At 49.8% G+C, this 1,184-nt stretch carries 3 protein-coding genes; all 3 read right to left on the bottom strand.

Annotated features, from left to right (window positions below):
- The coding region (locus tag H8L47_RS29130) for a phage antirepressor N-terminal domain-containing protein (protein ID WP_186957329.1) at window positions 1-614 on the bottom strand (614 nt) is incomplete at its 3' end.
- Window positions 615-627: 13 nt separating this feature from the next.
- Complete coding sequence (locus H8L47_RS29125; RefSeq protein WP_186957328.1) at window positions 628-840, bottom strand: hypothetical protein; 213 nt, start codon at window positions 838-840, stop codon at window positions 628-630.
- A gap of 137 nt (window positions 841-977) precedes the next feature.
- A partial coding sequence (locus H8L47_RS29120) for a DUF1484 family protein (RefSeq protein WP_186957327.1) occupies window positions 978-1,184 on the bottom strand: 207 nt, incomplete at its 5' end.

The following is a 1,184-nucleotide window of genomic DNA, read 5'->3' as shown; positions in this document are numbered from 1 at the left end:
AAGGGCTTGGGAATAGGCAGGTGGTCAGCGTCAATGACAGCGACACCCAAAGCATCAGACACGCGGCGCAAATCAATATACAGGCTGGCCCTGATGGCTGGCTCACTGTTTTGGGCTATTTTTTGAATCAGGTCATTTTTTAGATTTGACAATATCAAGGTATCGCGGGCGCTGAGCCCGTCGATTTTATTGCGTATGCCTATAGGCCTTACTGGGTCACGCGGTGGCAGCGTGGGGATATCAAGCACTTTGTCGCCGCGAGATGCAGCCCCTTTTGACCAATACTCCCAAAGTACATCGTCGCATTCTTCCTGATAACGGGTGATCTTGTCTTTGAGTTCTGGCTTAACTTTGTTGGGACTGATGGAGTAAAGCCAGGCGGGGAGTTTGCGTAATGGCAGGCAGATCATGTCGCGGTTTTTGCCATCCTCGGCAACCATTGGGATGATCCCAATGGTTGAACTGAATTTCTCCGTCAATTTAGTGTATTGGGTTGGCCAGTCCAAACCCATGTTATCGACAATGGGCTTCATTGCGACCACTGGCTCATTGTCTTTCCCGATCATCACCAGCGTGTCTTCATAAAACGGTACAGGAATAATTTGTGTTTGCATGGCGGTATCTCGCTTATTGTTTGGCTTGACGGTTGGATTTTGCTTTGGGATAGGCAAAGGCGTTGAGCTCGGGTACTTCTGCACCTAACAAGTCGCTGACTTTCCGTAAATCCACAAATAAGCCTGCACGTACAGCAGGGCTGTTGCTTTTTTCGATCTGGAGCATGAGCTTGTATTTTTGCTGCTGTAACAGAATGAAATCGGAGATAGTGATTTGGGTAGGCATGCTGTTTCCTTTAATTTGTTTGGTCGGTTGTGCGCGCATAGAAAATAGTAAATTAGTTTGCAAAATATTACGAGACCGCGAAGAGTTGACACAAATTGCACATTGTGAAATGTGGGCGATGTTTGCGGCAGATCAGATCAAATCAAGTCAGACAGATGGTTCCAGGTGGTGAGGAGGCGTTGTTGTACGGGGGAGAGGAGGGCGTGGAGGCCTTGGGGGGCGAGGGGTTGTTCGCCTGCGGATTCGAGCAGTTGCAGGAGCATGGTGAGGGCGCTGTCGGTGACGCCCATGTCGGCGTTAATGCGGTCTAGCTCGGTTAAGGCGTCGCAGATGCTGGCGAGGTC

The sequence above is a fragment of the Undibacterium umbellatum genome, assembly GCF_014284125.1.
Classification (GTDB): domain Bacteria; phylum Pseudomonadota; class Gammaproteobacteria; order Burkholderiales; family Burkholderiaceae_D; genus Undibacterium; species Undibacterium umbellatum.
The sequence above is the reverse complement of the archived record's forward strand: the minus strand, read 5'-3'. Positions and strand labels throughout refer to the sequence as shown.

Bases quoted from the DNA above. Each gene is read 5' to 3' on its own strand.
- H8L47_RS29125 (WP_186957328.1), bottom strand. From the start codon at position 840: ATGCCTACCCAAATCACTATCTCCGATTTCATTCTGTTACAGCAGCAA.